The following is an 18,470-nucleotide window of genomic DNA, read 5'->3' on the forward strand; positions in this document are numbered from 1 at the left end:
CGTCAAGAACGGATCTTGATAGAACCGGGATTATTCCGGGGTTATATGCATATTGACCGCGTCAACAATGCGGGAATGGATTTCCTCGATTTCACTAAGCCGTGTGTTGCGTATTCTGTTAATGATGCATCTAAAATCATCGGCGCCGCAAAGTTCCAATAAAATAATGAAGGTTGACGGAGAAACCGCCTTTGCCGCTTTTGCGATTTCATGAACAGTAAAGCTGCGCATGATTTTTTTTAATTCATTTTTATCGATCCGCCCTATGTCTTCAATACTGGATATAGTCTGGTTTGCCGCCTTTCCCATACAATCTCCTGTTTTTTTTAAAATATATAGAAAATATATGGCTGGTTCAAATGAATAAACTTCAGAGGAATACATTAACAAAAGATACACTAAAAAATTGAAAAACAATACATAAATACCGCTAAACGGGCTGTTTACGTCCAGCAAAACGGCCGGGGAATGCCGGAGCATTCCCCGATGGTTATTAATTTTCCGCGCCGGCCATAAGGAGCTGTTCCACGATTTCCGTGTAACCCGCTTCGCTGGCATAGTACATGGCACTATGCTGACTGTTGTCCACGGCGTTGACATCCGCTCCGTTTTCGATGAGCATGGCGGTAAAGTCATTCTGTCCGCGGAGAGCCGCAACGATAAGAGGCGTTTCACTGTCGGCATTTTTTCCGTTTACTTCGGAACCACCGTCGATCAGAGCCTTGCCGATAAACTTGTTTCCCCGGGAAGCGGCGAAATGCAGCGGGGAACTTCCGTCCAGAAGTTTGAGATTGGGGTCGGCGCCTCCCTTAAGGAGCAATTCCACAATATGAATATTGTCCCGGGCACAAGCAAGGAGCAGCGGTGATTCGCCGCGGTCGTTGAGGGCGTTGACGTCGGAATTGCCCGCCGTCAGAAGCGCCGTGAGGACTTCGCTCTGGCCGTTATAGGCTGCCTGATGGAGAGGTGTATTGCCAGTATTGTCCTTTTCCTCGGTTTCCCCGGAGAGCATTGCGATGATATCCCGGAGTCCCATGGCCGTGGCGTGATCCAGGGCACTGTGGCCGTTGTTGTCCTTGATGGATTTATCCGCCCCAAGCTCCAGCATAAGTTTGGCGATTTCGCTCCTGCCGGTGGCGACGGCGTAGATAAGCGGGGTTTGTCCTTCTTTGTCGGTAACGTTAATATCCGCACCCTGCTCACAAAGCATTCTGATAATATCCTTGTTGCCGCTCTTGGCGACCACATGGAGGGGGGTCACACTCCGGTTATCCGCCAGACTAACATCCGCTCCTGCGTCAATGAGGATCTTCGCGATATCCCGGGCGCCCTTAAGGCAGGTGTAATACAAAGGGGTACAGCCCATGCCGTCCCGTTTGTCCACATTGATACCGCCTTTTTTCATAAAAGCCTGAACCACGCCCTTCTGCCCGTTCTTGCAGGCGTTCAAAAACATATTATCCAAATCAGCCATCGTCCTACCTCATATCTTTGTTAAAAGTAATTTAACTAACGTTTCATTGTTTTTCGCCGTGGCGTAATCCAGGGCGGTTTTCCCTTCGTTGTTCGCCGCGTCCGGCAGCGGATCACCGAAATCGAAGAGTACCTCCGCCAGGGTTTTTGCTCCCCGGAGGCTTGAGTTTGCCGCGGCGTAATGGAGAGCCGTGTTTCCCCACTGATCCTTCCGGTCCACCGCGGCTCCGGCTTCCAGAAGCAGCAGCTGGATGCTTTCCATTGTGTTGAAGTCCCCGCCGCAGGCCAGCATCAGCGGAGTCTGGCCGCCCAGGCTGGCTTTGTCCGGGTCGGCTTTGAGCCGGAGACACTCGTCCACCACCACGGCCTTGTAGCTGTCGTACCCCGAACCTTTGCCATAGGGAGAACGGCAGGCCAGGCCCAGAAGGGTGTCGCCGTCATCGTTCACCGTATCGTTAATGTCATAGCCCTTCTCCACCAGCATCCGGAGGATGGCTTTCTGTTTCTTCTCTCCCGCGGCCTTCCAGTTGGCCGGGTTGTCGATGCCAAAGCCGAAAAGGAACGCCGCAGCGGGACTGCCGCTGCCGTTTTTGACCCGGGGGTCCGCCCCCAGATCCAGAAGCAGCCGGACCGCGCCGTCGTTCAGGGCGGAACAGGCCACCCCCAGGGGCATCATTCCGGAGAAACTCTGGTCGTCGCTGATCTCATTGGGATCTGCCCCCATTTCAATAATTGCCCTGATCGCTTCTGTATCCTTCTGGCGTACCGCCTGGTGGAGGGTCATCCCCCCGGCGGCCAGACGCTGATCCGCGTCGGGATTGCCGTCGTCTTCCGGCGAATAGGATCCGTCCAGCAGGGCGGCGATCTTCTTGGCGCCGTTCCGCACCGCCAGGGTATGGGCCGTTTCCAGCATATTGTTTTTTTCATCCGGATCAACCCCGGCCTCAAAAAACACCCGGGCGGTTTTGAAATAATCCTCGAGCCGGGATTCCTTTTCCGTTACCCGGCCTTCCAGTTCGGCGAGGCTCACCGGGGAACGCTGTTTTTCCGGAAGGTTTTCCTCATCCTTCTTCTTAGCGACCTGTTCTTTTGCTTTTTCAAGATCCTTTACGTGGTTATAGGAATACTCCGCCGCCAGGTGGAGACCGGTGTTTCCCTTGTCGTCCGCCTTGGTGAGATTGGCTTCCTTTTCCTTAAGAGCGTCGACAAATTCCCAGTTCCCGTCCCGGGCCGCGTAATGGTAACAGAGCTTATCCGCTTCGTCCTTCCGGAGTATACCCGCCCGGGCATCGAGCAGCAGCAGCGCCGTCTGCCGGACCTCCCCGGGTTCGGGTTTCCGGCTGCCCGGATAGGAATACTTTGCCAGGGTAAAGACCGGCAGCGCCCCGGCACTGTCGGGATCATTGGGATTGAAGCCCTCCTCCAGGAGAAACTCCACCGCTTCGGGATGGACGTTTTTCACTGCCTGATGCAGGAGGTTTCCCCCGCCGTAGCCGGGACTCATGGCCGTCTTGGCGGCTTCGTCACCGGCGTTTTCGGCGCAGAAGTCTTTATACATTTGGAGAATGGCATCCCGTCCGGTTCCCTGGAAATAAGCGTTCTGAATTTCATTTATCTGCATAGACGGCCGTCCTCCTTGCTGCAGCTGGCGATCGGTTATTTCATTTCATCCATAGAAAGAATAGCTGCAATATTACCATAGTCCTTGCCGGCCAGGGAAGCGGCGATGCCGCGGATTCTGTCCCAAAGACCGCAGTGGACACAAACATCGGCGGTCAGCCGGAATATCGTATCCCGGAGATACACCGGGAGGCGGCCGGCGGCTTCTTCACTGATGGGATTCCGGTAGCCGCTGCCGGCCGCTTCCATCCGGAAGAGCTTTTCATACAGTTCATCCTTGAATCCATCATCCGGCACCGTATGCTGTTTTGCCAGCAGGAGCGCCTTGTCCAGATAAGCCAGCGCCGTTTCCCAGGCAGCGGCCTGCATGCAGCAGAGTGAAAGGTTGACGTACACTGCCGGAGAAGGCTGCTGTTTTTCCAGAGAAGAAAAAAGCCGGTACGCCTGGGCGTAACTTCCCGAGTTATACAACCCTATTCCGGCGGAAAAAACGGCGGCCCGGTTTTCCGTACCGGGCCCTGGGGATGCTCCTAACAATGACAAGAACGGCCTCCTGCTGCCAAAGAAACGAAACGGCAGTCTCTGTCTTTAATATACCCCATGGGCATGAAAAAAAATACCATAATTGTAATTTTCCTGCCCATGATATACCATAACGGGACAGGAGCAGTACCCATGGCATTGATTCTGCTTATCATCATTTATATTACCTTCATCAGCCTCGGACTGCCGGACTCTCTTCTGGGGTCCGCGTGGCCGATTATGCAGGCAGACCTTAAGGTTCCCCTTTCTAACGCGGGGCTGCTTTCCATGATTACCACCGGAGGGACCGTTGTTTCCAGCCTCCTGGGCGGAAAACTCATACGTCTTCTGGGCACGGGAAAACTGACCTTTATCAGCGTTGCCATGACCGCCGCGGCGCTGCTGGGATTCAGCCTTTCGCCGTCCTTTCTCTGGCTGATGGCATGCGCCATTCCCCTGGGGCTTGGCGCCGGCGCGGTGGACACGGCGCTTAACAACTTCATAGCCCTCCATTACAAAGCCCGGCACATGAATTGGCTCCATTGTTTCTGGGGTATCGGCGCCACGGCGGGACCGCTTATTATGTCGGTTTTTATCAGCCGGGACGCCAACTGGCGGGGCGGGTATTCAGCAATTTCCGTGATACAGTTCAGCCTGGTGCTGATTTTGGCCTTCGCCCTCCCGCTGTGGAAAAAGTTTGAATCCCCGGCCGACGACAACCCGGAACAGACCGACCGGCGGAACAGAAAGGGTGTGTTGTCCATTCCCGGAGTCAAAGCGTCCCTGACGGCGTTCTTCGCATACTCCGCTGTTGAACTGGGCGCCGGTCTATGGGGTACGACGTACCTTACGCTGTATAAAGGCCTGCCGCCGGACACCGCGGCCCGGGCTTTCGCGCTGTACTACGCCGGAATTACCGCGGGCCGGTTTGTCTCAGGGTTCGTAACCATGGCCATGGACAACCGCCGCCTTATCCGTTTGGGGCAGTGGGTGATCCTAACGGGAATTCTGGTGATTCTTCTGCCCCTGCCGCCGTTTTTCTCAATTACGGGATTTGTCCTCCTGGGGATCGGCTGCGCGCCGCTTTTCCCGTCCATGCTGCACGAAACCCCCGCCCGGTTCGGGCCTGGGGCGTCACAGACAATCATGGGGATTCAAATGGCCGCGGGATATACCGGAAGCACGCTCATGCCCATGGCCCTGGGATTTATCCTCTCAAAAGCCGGGGTGCAAATTCTCCCGTATTATCTGCTTTTCTTTCTGGTGTTATTAATCGGATGTTCCGAATATATCAACCGGCTCATGGCAAAAAGCGGGTCCGGAACTTCCGCCGCGTAAATCCCGGCGTTCTTAAAAAATATATCATTTCACATAAACGGGATGAAAAAATTGTTATATTCTCCATCCCGCGGAAAAAAATCAGTATATTAAGACTACGGTCCTGACCGGTTACAGTTACCCCGCGGGAGCAGAGTTTTGATTTCGGAAAAACAGGCAATCGCCAGGATGGATGCCGACCATCCTCTCCTTAAGTATATTGAACTTGAGGATGACACCATAAACGGTATCGTCGCCATGGCACCGATTTACCGCGGAGCGCTGCGGGAAGTAAGCACCAAGCTTGATAACATTGATTATGAATTCCAGACCCTTTACGACCACAACCCCATACACCACATGGAATCCCGGATTAAATCACCCCGGAGCATACTGGAAAAACTCAACCGGAGAAATATTCCCGTTACCATGGAGAATATGAAACGTGAAATTCTCGACATCGCGGGAATCCGGGTGGTGTGCAATTATACGGAGGATATCTTCAAGCTCGCGGAACTCCTCATTGCCCAGGAGGATATTGAGCTCGTATACGTCCATAACTATATCAATGAACCGAAGGAATGCGGCTACCGGAGTTTCCATCTGGTGGTAAAAGTACCGGTGTTTCTTTCCGTCGGGGCGGAACGTGTCCCCGTGGAAGTACAGATCCGCACCATTGCCATGGATATGTGGGCCAGCCTGGAACACGAAATACGGTACAAAGCGACCAAGGAAGTTTCGCCGGAGGCGGAAAAACGGCTCAAGCTGTGCGCCGACATCCTCGCCCGGACCGACATGGAGATGCAGGAAATTTACAAGGAATGCGTTAAGCGGGAAGAAGACGCCTCCGCGGAGCGGAAGTCTGAGGTATCCGCGGTGACGGGCCTTCACTGAGCGGCGGCCCGTTCGCAGGATACTTAGTAATACAGTCCGGGTTAAACCGGGCTTTTAAATAAATGACGCGTGCCGGAACCGGCACGCGTTTCTTTTTACTTCTTTCCGATATTCTCAAATCCGCAGTAGGGTACCAGGGCTTTGGGAATACGGACCGTACCGTCGGGCTGCTGGAAATTTTCCAGGATTGCCACCAGGGCCCGGGAGATCGCGATGGCGGTGCCGTTGAGCATATGGACGTAACGGTTTTTCCCGTCGCCGTCCTTGTACTTTATATTAAGCCTCCGGGCCTGGAAGTCCGTGCAGTTTGACGTGGAGGTAACTTCGCCCCATTCCCCGCCGTTCCTGCCGGGCATCCACGCCTCAAGATCCCACTTGCGGTAGGCCGGGGCGCCGAGATCGCCGGTGCAGGTGTCCACCACCCGGAAGGGTATTTCCAGACCGGAGAAAATCTCTTCTTCTACGGCACGGAGTTCGTCGTGGAACGCATCGGATTCCTCCGGCAGGCAGTACACGAACATTTCCAGTTTTGTGAACTGGTGCACCCGGTAGAGGCCTTTGGAAAACTGCCCCGAGGCGCCCGCTTCCCTGCGGAAGCAGTGGGAAAGCCCCGCCATCCTGAGGGGGAGTTTTTCCTTCGGGATGATAACATTGGAGTAATAGCCCCCCAGGGTTATCTCCGCGGTGCCCACCAGGCAGGTGCCTTCGTCTTCAATAGTGTATACATTGGACTCGGCTCCCCGGGGATTAAACCCGATGCCTTCGAGGATTTCCTCCCGGGCAATATCCGGGGTAATAAACGGAGTGAATCCCTTTTTCTGGAGCTTATCCAGGGCGTAGCGGATGAGCCCCAGTTCGAGAAAAACCGCTTCGTTTTTCAGATAATAAAATTTTGTCCCGGAAACCTTGGTCGCGGAATCGAAGTCAATGATATCGAGATCCTGACCGAGGGCGACATGGTCCTGGGGTTCGAAATCGAATTTGGTCGGTTCCCCTACCCGCTTTACCTCAAGGTTGTCCTTGTCCTCTTTGCCGATGGGCGCGTCGGGATGGGCCATGTTGGGAATGCGCCGGCCTTCGGCGTCGAGTTCCGCTTCCACCCGGGAGAGCTCCGCCTCGGAGGCCGCTATATCCTCCTTCAGCTTTTTGCCCTCTTCAATTAGCTTATTCCGTTCATCCGCTTCAAGCTTCCCCTTCATAGCCGCCGCGTTGGCGTTCCGCTGCTGCTGAAGGGACTGGAGGGCGGTGGAAAGTTCGGTCCGCCGGCTGAAAAGCCGGACCACCAGATCCGCGTCGGCGTTCATACTGCGGTTTACAATATTCTGTTTAACCGCGTCGAGATTCTCTGCAATAAAACGGTAATCTAACATGATAAACCCAGTGTACCCGGGCGCGCGGGAATGGACAAGAGGTATGAGGGGGAGCACAGAGACTGACAATCCGGAAAGCACCCAGGGAGTACCGGTGCCGCGGGGCCCGTCAGATAAAAAAGGGTATGGCTCCGTGTCGGCCTTCGGCCTCGAAAGTCGTTCTGTCCAGGGACCCGGCGTTACCATCACGGCCGGGTGCTTTCCGGCTTAACCGGCTCGGCGCTGCCCGGTCAGGGGGGCTGCTCCCCCTCGCTGCAGCCTTGCCGAACCGGCTGTGGAGTTTTGCGGAGCAAAACTCCTAAAAGACTTGACGCCCCAGGCGGCAAGTCTTACGCTACCCCCACTCCGGGTTCCTCGGTATCAATATACCTTAAGTTCGCCGGTGATGAATGAGATGGGTTCGGTTCCGCCCTGGGGGATGATGCGGATTTCACCCTCCGGACCGATACCGGCCAGAATCCCCTGTACGAGTTCCTCTGACCCGGCGGCGCCGGGGATAAAGGCGACAGATTCGCCTCTGCGGTAGAGCCGTTCCTCAAGCCCGGAACGCCAGGTTTCCCCGGCATCGGGGGAGAGGACTTCAGCCAGCCGGAAGAGTATCCGTTCCAGAAGGGCAAAGCGGCTTTCCGGGGAAGGCGGTTCATGGGAACCGCTCCCCAGACCGGCCATGGCGGCGCGCAGGCTTGTGGCCTTGTCCGCCAGCTCTCCGGAAAATTCTTCCTGGCAGACATTCACCCCTATGCCGATAAAGACGTGCCTGCCGTCCCCTTCGACGAGAATACCGGTTGTTTTTTTTGAACCGGCCATCACGTCGTTGGGCCATTTGACGGACACCAGACTGCCGAGCGCCGGGAAGACATCAACGATAGCCCGGGAAACCGCGAAGCCGGTCCTGAGGCTCAGGGCCTTCGGAATGGCGTCCAGTCCGGGGTATTCGAGAAATAGGGTAAAGAGAAGGTTTTCCCCGCTCCGGGATTTCCAGGAACGGCCCGGGGTCCGGCCCCGGCCCGCGTCCTGGAAATCGGCTGTCACCGCCGTCCCCGGGGGAGCCCCCCGGGACGCCAGGCCGCGGCTTTCCGTCATGGTCGAGGAAGTCCGCTCCAGATGGTATACCGGAGCGCCGAATGCATTGGGAACCGCGATCTTCTTCACTAAGGAACCGCTATTTCAGGGAATATACGACCTGGACGGAGGAGCGTATTTCCGCTTCCCCCGGGGAAACCGTGCCGTTGTCCGCGGCATAGGCCGCGCTCCGCGCGCTCATAAGCATCATCGGCGCAGGAGAATAACCGTCGGTTTCGGCGATGGAAACCACCGCGCCCAGCTTCCGTCCTGCGGCGCCCGCCAGGGTAGCGGCTTTTGCCTCGGCGTTTTTGATTGCCTGTTCCCGGGCTTCCTGCTCGGCTGCCGAGGAATCGGAGACATAAAAACTCACCCCCCAAAGCTGGTTGGCCCCCGCCTCCACCGCCGCTCCGATCAGGGAACCGATGGATTCACTGTTTCTGACCGTCACGGAAATACCGTTGCTTACCCGGTAGAATCCTTCACGCTTGGTCTGGGGATCCGCGGAATAGGGTTCTTCATAAAAAACCGAATAATTTACCGTGCTGATATCACTTTCCTTAATACCGAAACCGAGGACCACCGACCGGAGATTAACCATGGTTTCCCTGTTTTGGGCAAAGGCATCCTTGACCGAAGGGGAACGGGTCTCGATTCCCAGCTGGACCACCGCCGTATCGGGAACCGCCGTAACAATCCCCTGGGCAAACACGGTAATCGTGTCGGCCCCTTTCTCCGACGAGCCGCCGGCGAAAACCGGCATGGCAATACATACCGCTAAGGCGGCAAAAACAAACACAGATAATTTCTTCATAACAACCTCACAGTCGGATCGCCTCCCGCCGTTTGACGGCGGGCTTGCGGTTCCATTTTGTATTCTACAAAAGAAACCTCCGAAGAGGAAGAAGTGTTACACTTGGGCAGCATCTTTTTAAGCGGCATCCCTGTCAGAGAGGAAGGCACCGGGATACGGAAGAAATCCGTATTCCGGTGCCCTTTGCAGGAATGGATCATCTTTTTTTAACTTTTCTTAAGAATATACTGGCAGTCCGGGAATCCATCTATCACCATTTTCCGACTATTTGTAGTTTTTTACACCCGAGTGCTGAAAAGCACCTCCGCCAGAAGCTGCGAAGCGGTAAGATATTCCGCGATAACCAGGTATTCCCCGGTACTGTGGATTTCATGCATTCCAACCCCAAATACCACGGTACTGATTCCCTGGGCGTTAAGATTGTTCGCATCCCCGCCGCCGGCGGACCGGATCAGCTCCGGCTCGATATTTTTCGCTCCGCAGGCGGTGCGGAAACGCCGCACAACGGGCGCCTCCGGCGGGACATCGTAACCGTCGTACAGGTGTTCCCAGATAAGTTCTGCGGAATATCCTTCATCGGATTCCGGCGGCGTGCAGATGCCGCCGATGAGATTTTTCATTTCATTAAAATGACCTTCCGAAAAACTCCGGAGTTCCCCGGTAAAAGAAGCTTTGTCGGGAACCACATTGGTCTGGCCTCCGCCGCTGATGCTGCCGATGTTCATGGTGGTTTCCCCGTCGACCCGTCCCTGGGGAAGCGCCAGGATAAGCTGAGCGGCGTACCGTATGGCGTTCCTGCCGAGCTCCGGTTCCAGGGCCGCGTGGGACGACCGGCCGCGGACGTCGCAGGAGAAACGGTCCTTGTATGGCGCCGCGGTAATGATGGACCCCGGCGGGGTTTCGCCATCCAGGTTGTAGCATGTCTTCGACCGCAGCTCCGGGAACCCGTGGTCACGGGACCCAAGGCAGCCGATTTCTTCCTGAACGGTAAACAGAATCTCCAGGGACGGCCGTGCTTCCGCGGGCAGAGCCAGGCAGAGATCAATCATTTCCAAGGCCAGGGCAATACCGGCACGGTCGTCACCGCCCAGGATAGTGGTTCCGTCGGAACGGAGCACACCGTCTTTTTCGAGGACAGCGATGGATTCGGTTTCCCTGACCGGGACCGTATCCATATGGGCGCAGAGAAGAAGCGGCTCCGTATTGCCGGGGATGGTCATGAGGATATTCGCCGTGTCTCCGTCTCCGGGGATGGCGGCTGATTCCTTCCAGGTCAGGCCGGAGTCCCGGCGCTGGCTCCAGTATGCGTGTACGTAATCACGGACAGGCCGTTCCCGGCGGGAGGGAGCCCTTATGGCGCAGAGCTCCTTAAGCCGGGTTACAAGCCGTTGGGTGTCAATCGCTGAAGCCATCAGAATTCGTGTGCTCCCTGCTGGTACAGTTTATACATCGCCTCCAGGGCTGTTCTGATCGTATGGGACTCGCCCTGGCGGTAGAGGATTTCCTTTTCCTCAATCGTGGGCTGGTTCTCCAGCCAGATATTGGAATCCGTGGAAACCACCGCGCCGGTTTTAACTCCCCGTTTGCTGCCGATGATGTATAAAATAGCGGCTTCCTGTTCCGCGGCCATAACGCCGGCCTCGGTGAGCAGGGCGTTGAGATTCTGGTCCTGCACGTAATAGGCGTCCCTACAGTATCCGACCCCGGCCCGGTAGGGAGTACCGCTTTCCTTAAGTACGGCTATCATGGCATTGGTCACATCCAGATCCGCCACGGCGGGGAATTCCGCCGGGAGATACACCTTGGAGGTACCTTCACCCCTGAAACTCGCGGTGATGACCACCGGTGTGCCGATGGGAATATCCTTCTGCCTGCCGCCGGCGGAACCGACCCGGATGAAGACCTTAGCCCCCAGCATGATGAGTTCCTCAAAGGCGATTGAACAGGCGGGCCCGCCGATTCCGTGGGAACAGACCGTAATGGGTGTACCTTTGTAGGTTCCGGTATACACCGTGTACTCACGGTTTTCCGCGATGAACTCCGCGCTGTCCATGTGCTCCACTATCCGCTTAACCCTGGCGGGATCTCCCGGGGTAATAACGTAGGGAGCAACATCCCCCATTTTACACCGGATATGTTTGAGTATTTCGTTTCCCTTCAGTTCACGTGCTTTTCCCATCTGATTATATCTCCCGTTCAACAATTAACTTTTCCGGAACAATGCTGAATACCGTCCGGTCCGCTCCTTCGGCCAGGGGTTTTCCCTGGACCACCGCCCGCAGGGAATAGTCCCCGGTGTGCAGGGCGTACTGGGTGGTGTTGCCCTGGTAGTTCGAAAAATCGATGGAAGCTTCCAGGGCGTTCTGGCCGGGCTTTTCATTTACCTGTGTATCATCGGGACGGAAGAAGAGGGAAACCTTTTTCCCCACGTCGCTCTGGTCGATATGGGGCGACGGCCGGCGGCTGATGAACTCGGTACCATTTACGTCGATGGCGGCCTGCTGGTCCGTCAGCTTCACCAGGGTTCCGTCCAGTTTATTGTCGAATCCCACGAACCTGGCCACAAAGGGCGTGGCGGGGTATTCGTAGATTTCCTCCGGTGTCCCCGACTGTTCGATTTTTCCCAGGTTCATAACGATGATCCGGGAGGAGAGGCTCATGGCCTCGATCTGGTCGTGGGTGACGTAGATCATGGTGATCCCCAGCTGGTGCTGGAGCCGGCTCAGTTCCGCCCGCATCTCGTCCCGGAGTTTGGCGTCCAGGTTTGAAAGGGGCTCGTCCAGGAGCAGCAGCTCCGGCCGGATGACGATGGACCGTGCCAATGCGACCCGCTGGCGCTGGCCCCCGGAGAGGTTCGCCGGGACCCGGTCCTCAAACCCCGTGAGGGACACGAGCTTGAGGATGTCCATGACCCGTTCCTTGATCTCGTTCTTCGGTACGTGCCGGCGGCGCAGGCCGTAGGCCACGTTGTCGAAGACCGAGAGGTGGGGAAACAGGGCGTAGGTCTGGAAGACCAGGCCGATGTTGCGTTTGTTCGGCGGCAGGTTGGAATAATCCTTGCCGCCGACGAAGACCTTGCCTTTCTCGGCCATAATAAAACCAGCGATGGTTCTGAGGGTGGTGGTTTTTCCGCACCCCGAAGGCCCGAGCAGGGAGACCAGTTCCCCCTGCTCCACCGTAAGATTAAAATCCTTGAGAATCGGCTTGCCCTTTTCGTAGCCCGCGTCAATTCCCTGCAGTTCAATAAATGCCATGGCGCCGTTCTCCTTTAAACGTATTTCGAAATTCCGAGCAGCTTCTCGGCGGTCTGCACAATCACGATGGTGATGACAATGATCACCGTGGACAGCGCCGATATGGTCGGGTCGTAGTATTGTTCCATATAAACCAGCATCTGGATCGGGAGGGTCGCCACCCCCGGCCCGGTGAGGAACAGCGATACCGGCACATTGTTGAAGGACGTGATGAAGGCCAGGATAAAGGCCGCCACCAGCCCGGACTGGATATTCGGGAGGACCACCGAGAAGAACGACAGGAACCGGGACGCCCCGAGGCTCACCGCCGCTTCCTCCACATCGACGCTGAAGTTCCGGAGGCTCGACGATACGACCCGTACGGTATACGGGAACAGTATCGCCGTATGCCCAAGGTACAGGCCGATGATGATGGGCATGTCCGACACGTATACAAAAAACCTGAGCAGGGCGAAGCCGATGATCATCCCTGGCACGATGGCGGGGGAAGAGAACAGCAGGTCCACCAGGGGCTTGGCTTTATATTTGTACCGGATATTGGCGTAGGCCACGGGCACCCCCAGAATGAGGGCCGTGGCGGTGGCGGCGATGCCGGTCTGGAAACTGACCCAGAAGGTGGTCCGGAACATCCTGATACTCAGGGCCTTCTTAAACCAGTCCAGGGTAAATCCCTTGGGGGGGAACCGCATGATCTGGTCGGTGCTGAAGGCGGTGAGGAAGATCATGATAAACGGCCCGATCAGGAACACGAAGACCATGATGGTGATAAGGATGATTACCTTTGAATTCTTTTTCATGCTTGATTCCTCGGTCTGAACCGGCGCAGCACCGACTGCAGCACCACCGTGGTAATAACCATCACCACCGCGATAACCGTGGCGCCCTCCCAGTTCATCAGAACCAGGGACTGCTGCCGCATCAGGGTTGCCAGGGTAAGGTTGGTACCCCCCAGAACCGCCGGGGTCACGTAGGCGGTAACGCAGCCGGTGAACACCAGGGTTACCCCCATGACCAAGCCGTCAAAGGACAGCGGCACAATGACCCGGAAGAAGGTCCCCAGCCGGTTCGAACCCAGGCTCAGGGCCGCCTCCTCCACTTCGGAGGGCACGTTTTCCAGGGCGCTGGTGAGGTTGAGGATCATCACCGGCAGGAACAGCTGGAGCAGCCCCACCACGATGGCACCTTCGGTATAAAGCAGCCGCATGGGTTCGCTGATCAGTCCCAGCCCGGAAACGGCCTGGTTCACGATACCGTGGCGGCCCAGGATGACGATCCAGGCGTAGGTCCGCGCCACGGGGCTCGTCATCAGGGGCAATATAACCAGGGACGTGAGGATGCCCTTGGCGGTGGGCTTGAGGCGCATCATCAGGTACGCCGTGGGGTATCCCATCAGGGCCGCCAGGGGTGTCACAATAAGGGAAATCTTGAGGGTCCGCAGGTAGGCGTTGATGAACTGGCGGTCCGTCAGCTGTTCAATGTAGCGGGAAAAGGTGAATCTTCCGTCGGTGCCGATAAAACTTTCGGCGAGAACAAAAATCAGGGGGATCAGGAAGAATACAATCAGGAAGACTGCCCCCGCGCCGAGGAGCATGATAAGAGCTTTCGTCTGGGTTCTGCGACCCATAGGCGTCTCCTTCCATTGCCGCCGGGGATTATCCCCGGGACCGGATTACCGGAAAATGGACATGCCGGCCGAATATCAGCCGGCATGCGGAATTACAAAGGATTACGTTGGCCGGATATGCTTACTTTGAGAAGATCCGGTTCCACCGGGCAACCCAGTCGGCCTTGTTTTTCGCCACATCTTCTTCATTATAGAAGAAAAGGTTGGAAATGAGTTCATCGCCGTAGGTCAGCTTGGCCGCGATGTCCGCGGGCAGCTTGACGTCGGTCCGCACCGGGGAATCCACCAGGTCCATGGCTTCGGAGTACTGGACGTCGTAGGAAAGGAGGTGATCGATAAAGAGGTGGGCCAGCTCAACGTTGGGGGAGCCTTTGACGATGCTCACCACGCTGAAGGAACCCACCAGGCCTTCCTCGGGGATGGCGCTGGCCACAGGCAGTCCGGAGGCTTCAATCTGCCCCCAGGAGAAACTGGTATAGGGCGCCGCGTAGACCTCTTCCTGGATGATCAGGGAGTTGAGTTCCGACGACGTATTGTAGGCGGTCACCAGGGACGGGGCCAGTTCGGCCACTTTTGCCCAGCCCACCTCAGTGTTGTTGACGTCGCCGCCCCAGGCCTTGCTGAGCATATAGATGAGCCCGGGGCCGTAGGTAGTGGTGATTCCGGGAATCGAGAGGAAACCCTTAAGTTCCGCCCGGGAAAGATCTTTCCATGAAGTTATGGGCGCGGTCTTGTCGGACCGGTAGAAAAGGCCCATGTGGGAAAGGGAATATCCCACGGCGTAGCGGCCGCCCAGGGGATCCACCGCGGAGGGAATAATTTCCTTTAAGTTGGGGATCTTGGCGGGATCGTAGGGCTGGAGCAGATCCTGCTTCATGGCGTCATAGGCGAAGTTGCCGGCAAAATACGCCACATCCACAATGGGCTTGTCCTTCCGGGCAACGAGTTTCGTCAGGCGGTCCGCGTTGTTCCCGGTTTCGGAAACGATGGTAACGCCGTATTTTTCCTCAAAGGGCCTGATATAGTTTTTTTCCAGGAGATCCATGTTGTATCCCCACATGGACAGCGTCAGGGTCTGTCCTTTGTAGGGTGATTCGGCATCTCCGGTTTTTTTGTCCGAATCTTTTGAACATCCCACAGACAGCAGAACAATCACTGCAGCCACCGCGGCAAATAAAACGCTTCTTTTTTTCATCAACTTTCCTCCAATTTTTGGCTCATCCGCGCCAGGGATCCGGCAAGGATTCAATGAGTTAAAAACTACTATAGGGTGAAGCCCAAAGCATGTCAAGAATAGTTAGGATAGTGAACCTGCATAATATTAATTAGTAATTAACAACGAAACATAAGATAATTGGCCAAGGGGTCCTGCCAGGGGATATGGGGTATGGCGGCGCGTCGGCCTGCGGCCTCGAAAGCCGCTCATACCCCATATCCCCTGGCACCCCGTGTTACCATTATGAACCATGTTTCGTTGCCTTTTTACTGTATATTATGCAGGCTCCCTGTCTTGGAGGGGTTGCTGGGAGGTGAGAGATATTTCGTTATACCCCAGGAACCAGAAGTGGGGGTGGCGTAAGACTTGCCGCCAAGAACGTCAGGTCTTTACATAATGCGGCAAGGCTGAAGCCAGGGGGAGCCGCCCGCCAGAAAAGACAAAACCCGGCAAGTAGAGGCAGCAAGCATTTAGGTGTAAGGGTAACGCCGGGTGTCTGATGAAAATGGGAATGAGCGACTTTCGAGGCCGCAGGCCGACGAGGAGCCATTTTCATTTTTATCAGACAGGACCCGCAGATACAGTTTTCCTGTATGCTTGCTGCATATACAGCACTGTGCTTCCCCTACTACCGCTCTCCATGGTATGGTTCGGCTTGAGGAGTTACTATGAGGATTGTGTGTCTCGACCTGGAAGGGGTTCTCGTTCCCGAAATATGGATCGCCTTTGCCGATGCTACGGGAATTCCCGAACTGCGCAGGACCACCCGGGATGAACCGGATTACGACAAGCTGATGCGGTTCCGCCTGGATCTGCTCCGGGAGAAGGGGCTTAAACTCGGGGATATCCAGCGGGTCATCGGAACCATGGAACCCCTGGAAGGCGCGAAGGCCTTTGCCAACGCGGTGCGGGAAAAGACCCAGCTCATTATCCTGTCGGATACCTTTGAGCAGTTCGCGAAGCCTCTGATGGCGAAACTGGGCTACCCCACCCTGTTCTGCAACAGCCTCACGGCCGAAGCCGATGGGACGGTTTCGGGGTATACCCTGCGCCAGAAGGACGGCAAGAAACACGCGGTTTTGGCGTTTAAATCCATCAACATGGAAATCTTCGCCGCCGGGGATTCATTCAATGATCTTTCCATGATACAGGAAGCGGACAGAGGATGCCTGTTCAGGGCACCCGATTCCATCAGGGCGCAGTGCGGGGATATTCCCTGGGAAGACAGCTATACCGGCCTGCTGAACCGGATAGACGATTTCTTGAACCAATAGCCGCGGGCGGACCTGCGCCGGCCCCCGGAACATGCGGTACCATACTCCTGTGCCGAACAGTAATAATACTCAGAGCACCCGCAGTATACAGAACTATAGAAAAGGACCGATATTGATCGGTTTTTCCCTATAGGATAGTAATATCCCCAACTGCAGGCCCCGCACCATACCAGACATGGTCTCGTATACCCAGCACCTTCTCACAGCAGGGCCTGCGCAGTAGTACGATAGCAGATACAGGAGTATGGGGTAATCAAGGCTGCGCGGGGTGTCGGATGAAAAGAAATAACCGCATGCGGATATTTTTTTCATTCGACGGGTCCCCCGGAACATGCGGTACCATACTCCTGTGCCGAACAGTAATAATACTGCGCGTGCCCTGGCGGCTACCGGTCCACCAGGCGCCGGAGCAGTCCGTCGTTGTGCCGCCAGTCCCGGGACGTTTTAACCCGCAGGTCCAGATCGATTTTCCATTCAAAAATACTGTCCAGGTCTTTCTGGGCGGCCACACGGATGGCTTTGATCATCCGGCCGTCCTTACCCACGACCATCCCCTTCTGGGATTCCCGCTCCACAATTATGAACGCCCGTACCCAGAGCCGGGTATCGTTATCCTTAAGTTCCGCGTCGGCCACATCCACATACAGCGAGTGAGGCAGCTCCTGCCGCAGACGGTTAATGGCTTTTTCCCGGATGATTTCGGCGATCCGGAACCGGACATCCTGGTCGGTGTAGTATTCGTCGGGATACAGGGCGTCCCCCTGGGGGGCCATGGAGAAAAGCAGGGACAGGAGTTCTTCGGCGCCGGTTTTTTCCAGGGCGGAAACCGTAACACAGCGTTCCGGCGGCAGGGACGGCAGCGTCCGGGTCAGGTAGTCCCTGGTCCCGGCAACATCCGCTCCGGGAAGATCCGCCTTGTTGACCGCCGCGGCGGTACGCTCGGCCATGGGGGCAAGTACCGCGGCGATGGCGTCCTCCTCCGGTCCCGGCAGCCGGGACGCGTCCAGTACATACAAAATGAGATCCGATTCCCCGATAGCCCGGTCCCCGACTTCAATAAGTTTTTTGTTCAGTTTTTTTTCCGAAGCGTGGCGCCCGGGGGTATCGACAAAAACGAGCTGGCCTTCGGGCCGGTTCACTATTCCCCGGATAGCGTTCCGGGTTGTCTGGGGCACCGCGCTTACAATGGCGACTTTCTGGCCGCAGAGAAGGTTGACCAGGGTTGATTTGCCCACCGATGGCCTGCCGATAACGGCGACAAAGGCGGCTTTTTTGAGCGTATCCATACGCTTCAGTATAACAGAATAAATAAACTTTGACTCGCCATAAAAAGGGATTTATACTGGATCCGGCGCCGTTCCGGCGGAACCCGCACGGGAAACGGCGGCCTGACAGGACGGCTTATGGGATATCCTGATGAAGATGAAAAAAACGACGGACCGTACTTCACAAAACCGCGCACGCCCTTCCGGCGGATTGTATATTTTCCTGGTTTTTCCGCGGTCCTTGTGTTTGTTTTTGGTCTTGTCTGCGGTATTCTCGCTGCCGGTTTTTTCTTTGCCGCAGGAACCCGCCGGGAACGGGACGAACTCCGGGAACGAGCTCTCGCGGCTTATCGGGATATCGACGAGGCTCAGCGAGCTCAACGAGACGCTCAGGAACGAGCTCGAAGACTCCAGGAAGAGCTCGGCCGAATTGCTGAATACGCTCGGGAAATCGAAGGAGGAGCTCGACGGACTGAGGAACGAGCTGGAATCCTTGCGGGTTACCTCGACGGAGCTATTGAACAGAGCGGAGACCTCCAGTCGGGAATCGGCAGAGCTCAGGGAAGCATTGAGGAAAGCCGAAATCTCCTTGGCGAGCTTGGAACAATCCTTTGGAGCCTACAGGATAGCGGCGGAAGCCAGGATTGAATCCCTGGACCGGTCCCGGCGTTTCCTCAAAACCGCATGCATTGCCGCCGCCGCTTTTGCCTTGGGAGGCTGGGTCGCTTTCGGGATCGCCGTAAACTGATACGAAGACTCCCGGGA

18 protein-coding genes are annotated in these 18,470 nt (G+C 56.2%); 4 read left to right on the forward strand and 14 right to left on the reverse strand.

Translation table 11 applies throughout. The features are described 5' to 3' along the window. Positions 1–30: 30 nt before the first annotated feature. From JFL75_RS09740 to JFL75_RS09755, 4 genes are all read right to left on the reverse strand, one after another. Positions 31–309 (reverse strand): hypothetical protein, encoded by a 279-nt coding sequence (locus JFL75_RS09740; RefSeq protein WP_215626490.1) that lies wholly within the window; start codon positions 307–309, stop codon positions 31–33. A gap of 184 nt (positions 310–493) precedes the next feature. Next, complete coding sequence (locus tag JFL75_RS09745; RefSeq protein ID WP_215626491.1) at positions 494–1,474, reverse strand: ankyrin repeat domain-containing protein; 981 nt, start codon at positions 1,472–1,474, stop codon at positions 494–496. A gap of 9 nt (positions 1,475–1,483) precedes the next feature. Then, entirely contained in the window at positions 1,484–3,094 is a 1,611-nt protein-coding gene (locus JFL75_RS09750; protein WP_215626492.1) for an ankyrin repeat domain-containing protein, read from the reverse strand. 35 nt (positions 3,095–3,129) lie between these two features. Next, complete coding sequence (locus JFL75_RS09755) at positions 3,130–3,636, reverse strand: hypothetical protein (RefSeq protein ID WP_215626493.1); 507 nt, start codon at positions 3,634–3,636, stop codon at positions 3,130–3,132. A 132-nt stretch (positions 3,637–3,768) separates the two neighbouring features. On the opposite strand from JFL75_RS09755, the gene JFL75_RS09760 reads away from it, so the two are divergent. After that, positions 3,769–4,953: an MFS transporter gene (locus JFL75_RS09760; RefSeq protein WP_215626494.1), complete on the forward strand. Its 1,185-nt coding sequence runs from the start codon at positions 3,769–3,771 to the stop codon at positions 4,951–4,953. A gap of 138 nt (positions 4,954–5,091) precedes the next feature. Continuing rightward, complete coding sequence (locus JFL75_RS09765; RefSeq protein ID WP_215626495.1) at positions 5,092–5,826, forward strand: GTP pyrophosphokinase; 735 nt, start codon at positions 5,092–5,094, stop codon at positions 5,824–5,826. Positions 5,827–5,921: 95 nt separating this feature from the next. Here JFL75_RS09765 and serS read toward each other — a convergent pair whose 3' ends face one another. From serS to JFL75_RS09810, 9 genes are all read right to left on the reverse strand, one after another. Further along, positions 5,922–7,196 (reverse strand): serine--tRNA ligase, encoded by a 1,275-nt coding sequence (gene serS, locus JFL75_RS09770; RefSeq protein WP_215626496.1) that lies wholly within the window; start codon positions 7,194–7,196, stop codon positions 5,922–5,924. Positions 7,197–7,556: 360 nt separating this feature from the next. Further along, positions 7,557–8,348, reverse strand: a complete 792-nt coding sequence (locus JFL75_RS09775; RefSeq protein WP_215626497.1) for a biotin--[acetyl-CoA-carboxylase] ligase — start codon at positions 8,346–8,348, stop codon at positions 7,557–7,559. A 10-nt stretch (positions 8,349–8,358) separates the two neighbouring features. Then, a complete protein-coding gene (locus JFL75_RS09780; protein ID WP_215626498.1) occupies positions 8,359–9,072 on the reverse strand; it encodes an SIMPL domain-containing protein in 714 nt (237 codons plus the stop codon). A 278-nt stretch (positions 9,073–9,350) separates the two neighbouring features. Continuing rightward, complete coding sequence (locus JFL75_RS09785) at positions 9,351–10,484, reverse strand: M20/M25/M40 family metallo-hydrolase (protein ID WP_215626499.1); 1,134 nt, start codon at positions 10,482–10,484, stop codon at positions 9,351–9,353. After that, positions 10,484–11,251: a nucleoside phosphorylase gene (locus tag JFL75_RS09790; protein WP_215626500.1), complete on the reverse strand. Its 768-nt coding sequence runs from the start codon at positions 11,249–11,251 to the stop codon at positions 10,484–10,486. The genes JFL75_RS09785 and JFL75_RS09790 overlap by 1 nt, the downstream gene beginning before the upstream one ends. A gap of 4 nt (positions 11,252–11,255) precedes the next feature. Then, complete coding sequence (locus JFL75_RS09795; RefSeq protein ID WP_215626501.1) at positions 11,256–12,326, reverse strand: ABC transporter ATP-binding protein; 1,071 nt, start codon at positions 12,324–12,326, stop codon at positions 11,256–11,258. A 14-nt stretch (positions 12,327–12,340) separates the two neighbouring features. Continuing rightward, positions 12,341–13,123 (reverse strand): ABC transporter permease, encoded by a 783-nt coding sequence (locus JFL75_RS09800; RefSeq protein WP_215626502.1) that lies wholly within the window; start codon positions 13,121–13,123, stop codon positions 12,341–12,343. Continuing rightward, positions 13,120–13,950, reverse strand: a complete 831-nt coding sequence (locus JFL75_RS09805; protein ID WP_215626503.1) for an ABC transporter permease — start codon at positions 13,948–13,950, stop codon at positions 13,120–13,122. Before JFL75_RS09805 ends, JFL75_RS09800 begins: the two co-directional genes overlap by 4 nt. Positions 13,951–14,071: 121 nt before the next feature. Continuing rightward, positions 14,072–15,145 (reverse strand): ABC transporter substrate-binding protein, encoded by a 1,074-nt coding sequence (locus tag JFL75_RS09810; RefSeq protein WP_215626504.1) that lies wholly within the window; start codon positions 15,143–15,145, stop codon positions 14,072–14,074. 689 nt (positions 15,146–15,834) lie between these two features. On the opposite strand from JFL75_RS09810, the gene thrH reads away from it, so the two are divergent. Beyond that, positions 15,835–16,440 (forward strand): bifunctional phosphoserine phosphatase/homoserine phosphotransferase ThrH, encoded by a 606-nt coding sequence (gene thrH, locus JFL75_RS09815; protein ID WP_215626505.1) that lies wholly within the window; start codon positions 15,835–15,837, stop codon positions 16,438–16,440. A gap of 386 nt (positions 16,441–16,826) precedes the next feature. Here the strand turns inward: thrH and era are convergent, their stop codons facing one another. Further along, a complete protein-coding gene (era, locus tag JFL75_RS09820) occupies positions 16,827–17,726 on the reverse strand; it encodes a GTPase Era (protein WP_215626506.1) in 900 nt (299 codons plus the stop codon). 130 nt (positions 17,727–17,856) lie between these two features. Here era and JFL75_RS09825 point away from each other — a divergent pair, with 130 nt between their 5' ends. Next, positions 17,857–18,453 carry a hypothetical protein gene (locus JFL75_RS09825; protein ID WP_215626507.1) on the forward strand — a complete coding sequence of 199 codons (597 nt, stop codon included), beginning with the start codon at positions 17,857–17,859 and terminating at the stop codon, positions 18,451–18,453. Positions 18,454–18,470: the final 17 nt, after the last annotated feature.

It is taken from the genome of Breznakiella homolactica, assembly GCF_016616095.2.
Classification (GTDB): Bacteria; Spirochaetota; Spirochaetia; order Treponematales; family Breznakiellaceae; genus Breznakiella; species Breznakiella homolactica.

What these genes read in the sequence shown, in the direction of transcription:
- JFL75_RS09740 (WP_215626490.1), bottom strand. Translation starts at nt 309, where the DNA reads ATGGGAAAGGCGGCAAACCAGACTATATCCAGTATTGAAGACATAGGG.
- JFL75_RS09745 (WP_215626491.1), bottom strand. Translation starts at nt 1,474, where the DNA reads ATGGCTGATTTGGATAATATGTTTTTGAACGCCTGCAAGAACGGGCAG.
- JFL75_RS09750 (WP_215626492.1), bottom strand. Translation starts at nt 3,094, where the DNA reads ATGCAGATAAATGAAATTCAGAACGCTTATTTCCAGGGAACCGGACGG.
- JFL75_RS09760 (WP_215626494.1), top strand. Translation starts at nt 3,769, where the DNA reads ATGGCATTGATTCTGCTTATCATCATTTATATTACCTTCATCAGCCTC.
- serS (WP_215626496.1), bottom strand. Translation starts at nt 7,196, where the DNA reads ATGTTAGATTACCGTTTTATTGCAGAGAATCTCGACGCGGTTAAACAG.
- JFL75_RS09780 (WP_215626498.1), bottom strand. Translation starts at nt 9,072, where the DNA reads ATGAAGAAATTATCTGTGTTTGTTTTTGCCGCCTTAGCGGTATGTATT.
- JFL75_RS09785 (WP_215626499.1), bottom strand. Translation starts at nt 10,484, where the DNA reads ATGGCTTCAGCGATTGACACCCAACGGCTTGTAACCCGGCTTAAGGAG.
- JFL75_RS09790 (WP_215626500.1), bottom strand. Translation starts at nt 11,251, where the DNA reads ATGGGAAAAGCACGTGAACTGAAGGGAAACGAAATACTCAAACATATC.
- JFL75_RS09795 (WP_215626501.1), bottom strand. Translation starts at nt 12,326, where the DNA reads ATGGCATTTATTGAACTGCAGGGAATTGACGCGGGCTACGAAAAGGGC.
- JFL75_RS09800 (WP_215626502.1), bottom strand. Translation starts at nt 13,123, where the DNA reads ATGAAAAAGAATTCAAAGGTAATCATCCTTATCACCATCATGGTCTTC.
- JFL75_RS09805 (WP_215626503.1), bottom strand. Translation starts at nt 13,950, where the DNA reads ATGGGTCGCAGAACCCAGACGAAAGCTCTTATCATGCTCCTCGGCGCG.
- JFL75_RS09810 (WP_215626504.1), bottom strand. Translation starts at nt 15,145, where the DNA reads ATGAAAAAAAGAAGCGTTTTATTTGCCGCGGTGGCTGCAGTGATTGTT.
- thrH (WP_215626505.1), top strand. Translation starts at nt 15,835, where the DNA reads ATGAGGATTGTGTGTCTCGACCTGGAAGGGGTTCTCGTTCCCGAAATA.
- era (WP_215626506.1), bottom strand. Translation starts at nt 17,726, where the DNA reads ATGGATACGCTCAAAAAAGCCGCCTTTGTCGCCGTTATCGGCAGGCCA.
- JFL75_RS09825 (WP_215626507.1), top strand. Translation starts at nt 17,857, where the DNA reads ATGAAGATGAAAAAAACGACGGACCGTACTTCACAAAACCGCGCACGC.